Below are 8,204 nucleotides of genomic sequence, written 5' to 3'. Positions count from 1 at the left end.
ATCTTTTGACACTACCATTATCTGTAAAGTAAAGATACATATTTGAGGCTAAATTGCTGATTTTTTGATTAATTGTACCTTCCATAGTAATTAGTCTCAGTATACTTAACTCCATTTTCGACGACACCAATCAATCGAGATTCAGCTTTTTCTAAAAGCTCTTTTGCTTTTTGTGCTTTATCTTTCTTAGTCTTTCCACGTTTCACCACCATAACAATACCATCACATTTATTTGCAATAATTTGCGGATCTGTAACAGTAATAACGGGTGGTGTATCAATAACAACGTAATCGAAAGTCGCTTTTAGTTCTTTGATTACTGACTCCATAGCCTTTGAGTCTAATAGTTCTGAAGGGTTCGGAGGAATGGGACCACATGTTAATATGTCAAGGTCTGGAACGTAGGTGCTACTAATTGCACCATTTAAGCTGATTTTCTTTGTTAATACACTTGTTAACCCATCGATATTACTAGAATTAAAAGTAAAATGAATAGAGGGTTTTCTTAAATCTGCATCAACAAGGACTACCTTCTTTCCCTGCTGTGCAAGAACAACTGCCAGGTTAGCAGCTGTCATAGATTTTCCTTCACCTGGTTCAGATGAAGTAATCATAATAGATTTAAGCTCTTTATCTACTGAGGAATACATAATACTGGTCCTAATATGCCGATATTGTTCAGTAATAGCCGTATTAGGATTACTATGTGCAATTAATTGAATTGTACTTTTCCCTCTATGCTTCAATTTTTGATTCAAGAGCTTCACCTCCTAGTGCCTTTGCTTTAGAACTTTTTTTATGAGAAACTTCTGGAATAGACCCTAAGACAGGGAGTCCAAGATATGATTCGATATCATGGCTATTTTTAAATGTATTATCTAGGTACTCCATTAAAAAAATTATTCCAAAGCTAATCATTAAGCCAATGACCAATGCAATAGTAACATTCAATACATGTTGTGGCTTTAAAGGTGTAGGGTTCTCATTTAGTTTAGCTTTCGCAAGAATACTAACGTTATCAACATTCATAATTCCAGTAACATTTTGTTGGAATGTTTCAGATACAGTATTTGCAATTTCGACTGCCTTTCTTGGATTTACATCTTCAACGAATATCGAAAAAACCTGCGAGTTTGCTTGACTGTTTATGGAGATATTACTATTTAGCTCCTCAACACTTTGTGATAGACTAAGTTTATCAATTACTTTGTCTAAAATTACAGGACTCTTTATAATATCGCTATAGGTATTAATTAAATCTACATTACTCCTTAATAAATTAGCATCTAACTGATTCTGCGTGTCTTTTTGATTTACTAGTAGTTGTGTAGATGCCTGATAAATTGGTGTTAATAAGAAAATTGAAATAGCACCACTAACTAGGGATGCAATTAAAGGAATAAGAACAATTAAGATCCAGCGTTTTTTTAGGGTATGAAACATAGCCCTTAAACTAATTTCATCCATTTTTTCCTCCACAAATATAGTCGTGTGAATCAAAACATTATATTTCACCTTTTTAATTGACCAAAAGAAATGTAGTATTTGATAATAAAAGGATTAAATATTAAGTTCTAGATATACAAGTTAAACTAGGGCATCTAACCCCTCCTCACATTACACTCTCGACAACTTGTGTCTAAGGTCAAAGATCATTAACCCACAGCATAACCGAGTACCTCCATTGACAATGGTAAGGAGATATCACCAAACTAGTATGTATAATTTTTTTCTTAATACTAACTGCTTACCACTACATCTCAATTATGTTCTCATTAAAGAACAAAACGATATACCTTTATTTAACTATATATGTATATACTGTAATTCATGTGATCATATGTAATCTTTTGGATTAGGTCTATTTTCATAATAGTACTTTATAAAGAACAAGTCAATGAACTTTTTTATTTTTGTAAAGAGAGGTATGTCTGGGTAATTAAATCCATTTCCATTATCTCCTATTGTTACTCCGACAATAGTGTCTTTATTCGAGTTGAAGTTTTTTTCACCCTCTAATTTATAAACAGAAATGATGAATTTTGTGTTTCATTTACTTCATAAGATTCTACCTCGCTCACACCATTTTTGACAAAAATTAATGCGTGAATCTCATATCCTTCACCCGTCTTCTTTCATGAAAACAATAGGGTATAGAATTGATCTTCTGTTGTAATGGGACTATATATATTAGACACATTATTTTTATTTCTATTTTTTATTATAATGTTTAACAACTAAATGAAGCTGATGATCATTTGAAAGCGAGATCACGTAATAACTAAGTATTTCTCTCCAACATTGATTTCTCTCTGCTTGTCATTTATGTTGTACTGATCGACATTTTAGATTGAGTGAGTTCAGAAGTACATCCAATAAGCAGGATACGTAATTGATCTTCTTCAATCTCCTCTATTATCTCCAAAGCTGTCAGAGGAATCATTTGCATCATGGTGATCATGCTTGTGGTGGGAATCACCAATAAAAAATGTTGGGATAAAGGACAATTTTCCCTTTCTATTCTTACTATTTTTCCTCGATTTTGTTCCAATTCCAACTGCTAGCCCAATGAAAAGAAGTGTAATAAATATTAACAACGTAATAAAACCTATCACTACTATTTCCCCCTTATTATTTTCTTTCTTCTTTCCCTCTTACTCCCTCCATATGATTAAACCTCTCAACCTATGTATGAATTTCATTGTATTGGTAAAAATATGTAGCAAGGATGGTGTTCATAGGTGAAGAAATGGATATTTTTTCTTACAATACTGTACGGATTAACAGCAACACAGGTTTCATTTTCGCCTAAGGTTCATGCTGTTTCTCAAAAAACATGGGAAGATGTTGCAGTAAAAGAAACAAAAAAACGTTACCCACTATCACAAGTATTGTTTTCTCAAAAAATTTGGGACAAAAAGAAAAAGGATTTTACAGTTAAGCAATACCGCTTAACATTACGTGAAGGTATGGACGATTTTGCTGTCTATACAACCATAACATATGACTCAAAAACTGGTGAAATTAAAAAAATTCAGGTTGTACCAGAGGCATAGATGGTGCCTGTCACTCCTCGATATTTTGTAAAATAATATCGATCAGTTAGCTCTGTCATATAAATTCACTTTATGACAGAGCATTTTTTTGTAACTAGTAAAAATAAAAACAGCACAGTTTACAAAACTGCGCTGTTCTCCTGCCTTTTTATCGATCTTTTTTCTTATTCATTAACAAACGTACTGCAAAAGGCAAAACACCTAACCAACGATTACTGAAATATGAAGATGATGCATCAAGATCCTTGCGTTCCTGCCGTTGCTGTTTTCTTGTTTCTTTGGGCGTGTCCATAAATTTCACAATTTGTTGTGTAACATACTTAACGTAATCATTTGTAGACAAGGTAAAACACCTCAATTATTAATGGTATCTACCTCTATTTATTTCCAAAGTTCTAAGCATTTAATCGTATACTTATTTCATTCACAATATCTTCAATACTTTTTTGTGCGGTTTCAATTAACAATGTACAATCTTGATAAAAGTTTACTCGTGATTGATATAAATCAGTAAGCTCTTTTTTTGATTTTTTACTTGCTAAAGGTCGACTTTTATCTGAGTGAACACGTTCGTAGATTGTATCAATGTCTGCATGAAGCATCACGATCCTGCCATGTTCTTTCATCCAAGCTCTATTTTCGTCCTTAATAACAATCCCACCGCCGGTTGTAATAATAATGTCCTTTGTTGGAAGTTCTTTTAAGACTTTCGTTTCTTGATCGCGAAAGAAGGCTTCACCATATTCTTCAAATATTTCTTTAATGCTTTTATTTAATTTTTTTACAATTTCTTGATCTGTATCAATAACAGGAAGTTGCATGTTTTGTGAGAGTTGTTGACCAACTGTTGTTTTTCCTGCCCCCATAAATCCAGTTAAATATATTGCTTCCAAAACCAGTTCCTCCACGTTTTCTTTCTACAATACCATAATTTTTAATATTCAGACCATAAAATCATTTCATTTATTGACGAATCATATTGATAAGATGCTGTATATTCTTTTCCTTCATTTGTTTGACATGTGATAGAAACATTAAAAATCAGTGGTGAGACTTCCTGAACCAGGTAATTAAATTGACCATTAAACGTGTTCACTGATATCTGTTCATTAAGTAAAGCAGTTCCATAATCCTTCACTTCATTTAGTGACCTTTCAACTGCAACTTGCATGATTGAATCGAGAGCATAATATTGTTTTGTTTCTTCATAAAAATTCTTTTCATTTACTAAGGATATTGATATATGCGCTGTTATTAGTAAACAGAAAAAAACAACCACCATCATACTTGGCAAAATGAACCCTTTTTCGTGCTTCATACTTTTACTAATTCCTTATAAGTTCTAAATGTGTAGGTGTAGACTTTACCAGCCTCACTTATTATAGAAAGTTGGATCCCCCTGTCAACCTGGTGAAAAGTCATTGTTTTTACTTTTAAAAGGAGGATTTCATGGCCTCTGTCAGCTATTTGTCTACGAATTAGGTTTTTATAGTGATTAATACTAACATGTTGTCCAGTATTATTCGTGAACGTTAATTCTGTATCCTGAATGGTAATGTTACTTGATTCTTTAAATTCCCTATGAAGTTGAATAATAAAAAGTTCCCATTCAAATGGTCTTAAGTCTTCGGGATGTTGAGAATGAGAAATTAAAAAGTGAAAAATAATGGTGAGAGTTGAAATAATGAAGGAGTAAATAAAAAAGGTTAGAAGCATATTCAAAAACGTATACCCCCGTTCGTTAAGATACAAGAAGGCAAACCGATTTTGTTTTTTTATACAAACTTGTCCATTCCATACAAGCCTTTTGATACGCACCTTCCTCCTTCCATGTTAAGTGATAAACCACAGAATCTTTTTCAAAATCTTCGTTTACCTTGTCTAAATCCGAAAAAGCTACCGATTGAATTTTCTCGTGTAATAATTTCAATGCATCAGAAGTTTGTTTTGTTGTAACTCGCTCTTGTGTGATAAGAACAAGCTGAGGGATAAGGATGGAGACTATTAAAATCCACATACTAAATGCTGTGATTGTTTCAGCTAATGAATAGCCTTTATAGTTCTTGAAGAGCAAAACGACCCTTTCCAAGATAAAAAACCACCTTATAAGACTGATTGTAATAGGTAATGTGCATAGTTCCGCTTGCTCGAATTGATCCGTTTGGATTATAAGTGATTCGGTTAGAAAATACTTCAGCCTCAAGTTTAATTCGGCTGTCATACTTTCTTTCAATAAGTATTGACCCAAGCTTTGTCCCTTCAATTGTATATTTGTTCTGACTCGGTACAAATACTATATAAGTTCTTTCTTCATTTATCAGTGCGTGTTGCTGGGCATACATTACATCTTTTTCAAATGTATCTAAAAAAGTATCTAATACTTTTTTATTATAAATAGGAACAATATTCGCAATAAAAAGCAAGCTCATACTGCTTAAAATGGCCAACACAAGAACTGTTTCTAAAAGAGTAAAGCCATTTTTATTAATCTGAAGCCGGTGCTCCTCCATCAGAAACAACTCCATCCGCAGCAATTACAACCGTATTCCCATTTGGACATACAGGTGTGTTTCGTAGATAACCACCGGTTTCTAGTTCTCCTACTGTAGGTATTTTTTTATGGTCAATTTGATAAGACGTTACTTGGGCTTGTACCATATTAATAAGCCCATCACAGCCTTTTTTTTGAATACTGCTATTATGCTTCGTGACATTTGGAATCGTAATAAGCAGCAATACAGTAATAACGAGTAACACAATTAACATTTCAATTAACGTAAATCCTTTTTCATTCTTCATCGAATACCTCCTATAAGCTTTCCATCATCTTGTACATCGGTAAAAGCATAGATAAGTAGACAAATAACACGATCATACCTACAAATCCATAAATAGCAGGTTGAACGATTGCCATAAATTTCACCATTTTTTGCTCAAGCTTATCGATAATAAGCTGACTATAAGTGTAAAGTTCTCGTGAAAGCTGTCCATTCGCTTGTCCATGCAAAATAACAAGGGAAAGCTCCTTTTCATAAAAGCATCGTTCACCAATAATGTGATGAAGCTGTTCACCAGCACGCAATTGTTGAATGAGGTAGCCTGCCTCTACCTTAAAAAATGGCAATAGATTTTGATTTTCAAACACTTTTAAGCTCTCAAAAGTAGACATCCCCCCTTTTAATAAATTACTCAGTTGCAGAGCAAAGAAATAACTGTGTGAAATAACAAATATTCGTTTTAAAATGGGTATTTTAATAATTGTATTCATTTGTAAATCTGGAGACTGCTTGTTAAATATAAAAAAGAAATAAATAGCAATTATGATTACTGCTACTATTAGTAAAATTCCTGACAGCTTTAATGTATTAAAAACGATTATTAAAAAAAGTGAGAAAAAGGAGGTTTCAATATTCATAGAAGCATATAACTGCTCGAACTGAGGGGTAACAACAAATTGTATCATTAATAAAATAATTGCCACTGTTGATAATAAAAAGATGGGATATCGTAGTAGTTTTGCAAGCTTATCAAACTGTGTGAGTTTTTTATCCAAAATTCCACTGCATTCTTTTAGTGAGAATTCTAGGTCTCCATGCTGTTCGGCAAAATAAAGATAGCTTAACACATCCCGATGAAAACTTAAGCTTGAAAGAGCTGCTCGAAATGAGTTACCTGCTGATAGGTATATCATACATTGCTGTAAATCAGCTTTTTTATAACCCTGCTCATTAACATGAAGAAACTGTAAGGCTTCATTTAATGTGTACCCTTTATCTAGCAAACTACTTAATCTTTTTAACAATGATAATTGATCTTTTAAATTCCATTTTTTATTAATCTTCATAACGAAACACCCAACGGTCATAAGAATTTGGATAAAGATATCCTAGTGCAATTCCCTTTTTAATAACATCTTTTAATGTTGGGTAATGATAGGAAGCTAATTCCCCTTTCGCCTCCTTTACTACAGCTGTTAGGTTTTTTCCATATAAAAGCTCATAGATACTTAACCTTCTTTTTTGTCTAAGCTTCTTACAAAAAGGAGAGCATTGATCTTCACAGAATGGACATTTAAGTTGAACTAGTCTTTGAGCTGAGACCGCAATTAGAGTTTGTTCAATTTCAGATAAACTTACATCGAATTCCATTAATCGATATATCGCTCCTTTTGCATCTCTTGTATGCATGGTTGATAAAACAAGATGACCCGTTAGACTGGCGCGAATCGCAATTTGAGCTGTTTCTCGATCTCGTATTTCTCCAACCATAATAATATCAGGATCATGACGCAGAATTGCCTTTAACCCAGCAGCATAGGTAATCCCCGCTTTTTCATTAACTTGAACTTGCAATACTTCCTCACTTTTCGTTTCTACCGGATCCTCTAACGTGATAATATTTCTGTTAAAATGACGCTTTGCATAATGAATGAGAGAATAAAGTGTTGTTGTTTTACCTGAGCCAGTTGGGCCGGTAAAAATCATTAAACCATGTGAGTGATTCAAAATGGAGAGCAGTTTGTTTGTTGTGGCAGGAAACAATGATAAATGTGTTATTGGCGGTATTTTCTCTTGTGGCAAAATTCTAATCACAAGACTTTCTTCGTGAATGGTAGGGAGGGTGGATAATCTTAGATGAACATTTAGATTAGTAGTAGAAAGTGATAGTGATCCATTCTGAGGTCTTCGTCTTTCTCCAATATCCATCGAAGCCAGAAATTTTAGATGAGAGATGATCCGACCACAGATCTCTTTTTTCATCGTATGTTTTTCAATTAAATCATCATCAACTCGAAACTGAATGAGTGTGTCTTGTTCTCTGGGAATAATGTGAATGTCTGAGGCTCTTAATGCACAGGCTTCTTCTATAATACGTTCACTGATTTGTTCAATTGGTTTCACTTTTACTTCTCCTTTCTTCTTTGTACAACCATTGTACAGAATGGGAAGATTTTTTGCACATCGGTAAAAATGAATTTTAAGGGCGGTTTAATAGGTCATTATTCTTTATTCATAGGAAGAAGATAAATTTATTGTGATTTTCTGTTATAGAAAATGGAAAATCGAACATAATAGAGGTTGTAAGTCGGATTGAGGGAAAGTATTTCACTCAAGATATCCTCTTGCTGGGGTAGTGCTTTGAGATGGG

13 protein-coding genes are annotated in these 8,204 nt (G+C 33.3%); 1 reads left to right on the top strand and 12 read right to left on the bottom strand.

Translation table 11 applies throughout. From position 1 onward, the window contains the following. Positions 1-68 precede the first annotated feature (68 nt). The 3 genes from COD11_RS22595 to COD11_RS22585 form a co-directional block, all read right to left on the bottom strand. Positions 69-767, bottom strand: coding sequence for a CpsD/CapB family tyrosine-protein kinase (locus tag COD11_RS22595; RefSeq protein WP_442919996.1), 699 nt, complete (start codon positions 765-767; stop codon positions 69-71). Further along, positions 736-1,467: a YveK family protein gene (locus tag COD11_RS22590; protein ID WP_098799163.1), complete on the bottom strand. Its 732-nt coding sequence runs from the start codon at positions 1,465-1,467 to the stop codon at positions 736-738. The genes COD11_RS22595 and COD11_RS22590 overlap by 32 nt, the downstream gene beginning before the upstream one ends. A 935-nt stretch (positions 1,468-2,402) precedes the next feature. Next, the gene (locus COD11_RS22585) at positions 2,403-2,615 is read right to left on the bottom strand and encodes a hypothetical protein (protein WP_098799162.1); all 213 of its coding nucleotides are present in this window, start codon (positions 2,613-2,615) and stop codon (positions 2,403-2,405) included. 126 nt (positions 2,616-2,741) lie between these two features. Here COD11_RS22585 and COD11_RS22580 point away from each other — a divergent pair, with 126 nt between their 5' ends. Continuing rightward, positions 2,742-3,056 carry a DUF3889 domain-containing protein gene (locus COD11_RS22580; RefSeq protein WP_098799161.1) on the top strand — a complete coding sequence of 105 codons (315 nt, stop codon included), beginning with the start codon at positions 2,742-2,744 and terminating at the stop codon, positions 3,054-3,056. 148 nt (positions 3,057-3,204) lie between these two features. On the opposite strand, the gene COD11_RS22575 is transcribed toward COD11_RS22580, so the two are convergent. From COD11_RS22575 to comGA, 9 genes are read right to left on the bottom strand one after another with little or no spacing between them, the layout of a single operon-like run. Beyond that, positions 3,205-3,399, bottom strand: coding sequence for a YqzE family protein (locus COD11_RS22575; protein WP_098799160.1), 195 nt, complete (start codon positions 3,397-3,399; stop codon positions 3,205-3,207). Positions 3,400-3,451: 52 nt separating this feature from the next. Next, positions 3,452-3,949: a shikimate kinase gene (locus COD11_RS22570; RefSeq protein WP_098799159.1), complete on the bottom strand. Its 498-nt coding sequence runs from the start codon at positions 3,947-3,949 to the stop codon at positions 3,452-3,454. A gap of 41 nt (positions 3,950-3,990) precedes the next feature. Then, positions 3,991-4,374, bottom strand: a complete 384-nt coding sequence (comGG, locus tag COD11_RS22565; RefSeq protein ID WP_098799158.1) for a competence type IV pilus minor pilin ComGG — start codon at positions 4,372-4,374, stop codon at positions 3,991-3,993. After that, the gene (gene comGF, locus COD11_RS22560) at positions 4,371-4,874 is read right to left on the bottom strand and encodes a competence type IV pilus minor pilin ComGF (protein WP_255301685.1); all 504 of its coding nucleotides are present in this window, start codon (positions 4,872-4,874) and stop codon (positions 4,371-4,373) included. The genes comGG and comGF overlap by 4 nt, the downstream gene beginning before the upstream one ends. After that, positions 4,798-5,145 carry a competence type IV pilus minor pilin ComGE gene (comGE, locus tag COD11_RS22555; protein WP_098799156.1) on the bottom strand — a complete coding sequence of 116 codons (348 nt, stop codon included), beginning with the start codon at positions 5,143-5,145 and terminating at the stop codon, positions 4,798-4,800. Before comGE ends, comGF begins: the two co-directional genes overlap by 77 nt. Beyond that, positions 5,111-5,566 carry a competence type IV pilus minor pilin ComGD gene (comGD, locus tag COD11_RS22550; protein WP_176551207.1) on the bottom strand — a complete coding sequence of 152 codons (456 nt, stop codon included), beginning with the start codon at positions 5,564-5,566 and terminating at the stop codon, positions 5,111-5,113. Before comGD ends, comGE begins: the two co-directional genes overlap by 35 nt. After that, a complete protein-coding gene (gene comGC / locus COD11_RS22545; protein WP_098799154.1) occupies positions 5,541-5,855 on the bottom strand; it encodes a competence type IV pilus major pilin ComGC in 315 nt (104 codons plus the stop codon). Before comGC ends, comGD begins: the two co-directional genes overlap by 26 nt. A gap of 10 nt (positions 5,856-5,865) precedes the next feature. Further along, positions 5,866-6,900: a competence type IV pilus assembly protein ComGB gene (comGB, locus tag COD11_RS22540; RefSeq protein ID WP_176551206.1), complete on the bottom strand. Its 1,035-nt coding sequence runs from the start codon at positions 6,898-6,900 to the stop codon at positions 5,866-5,868. Beyond that, positions 6,890-7,957: a competence type IV pilus ATPase ComGA gene (comGA, locus tag COD11_RS22535; RefSeq protein WP_098799152.1), complete on the bottom strand. Its 1,068-nt coding sequence runs from the start codon at positions 7,955-7,957 to the stop codon at positions 6,890-6,892. Before comGA ends, comGB begins: the two co-directional genes overlap by 11 nt. Positions 7,958-8,204 lie beyond the last annotated feature (247 nt).

Origin of the sequence: Bacillus sp. AFS040349 (genome assembly GCF_002577655.1) — a bacterium.
In the GTDB taxonomy this organism is placed as follows: Bacteria; Bacillota; Bacilli; order Bacillales; family Bacillaceae; genus Metabacillus.
The sequence above is the reverse complement of the archived record's forward strand: the minus strand, read 5'-3'. Positions and strand labels throughout refer to the sequence as shown.